The sequence below is a fragment of the Monashia sp. HAY1-2A genome (genome assembly GCF_056755315.1).
In genome coordinates this window covers 1-263 of sequence record NZ_JBNDHY010000478.1, presented here as the reverse complement: position 1 = coordinate 263, position 263 = coordinate 1, and the positions used below count along the sequence as shown (strand labels likewise).

Sequence of the window (263 nt, the reverse complement as noted above, 5' to 3'; positions counted from 1 at the left end):
GTCTTTACCGTGAGCGAGCGTTCCAGCCATTGGCAATTGCAGACCATCGTCAGCCAACTGCGTACCGCGCGGGATCAGTGGCGTACCCAGAATGGCCGGGCCAGCGGCGAGCAGGGCGGTCGCGAGTTGCCGTCCCGCGCGGCGATGGCCGAGATTCTCGAGGCGCTGTGTGGCGCGTTGTTCCCGATGCGACTGGGGCCGGTGGATCTGCGGGAAGAGAGTGAGGATTTCTATGTCGGCCACACCCTCGATACCTCGTTGAA

Annotated in this window: 1 protein-coding gene; it reads left to right on the top strand. The window is 63.9% G+C overall.

Annotated elements, in window-relative coordinates; genetic code table 11:
- Positions 1 to 36: 36 nt before the first annotated feature.
- Positions 37 to 263, top strand: a 227-nt coding sequence (locus ACPYOM_RS22780) for a hypothetical protein (protein ID WP_481347708.1), incomplete at its 3' end; no start/stop codon positions are given.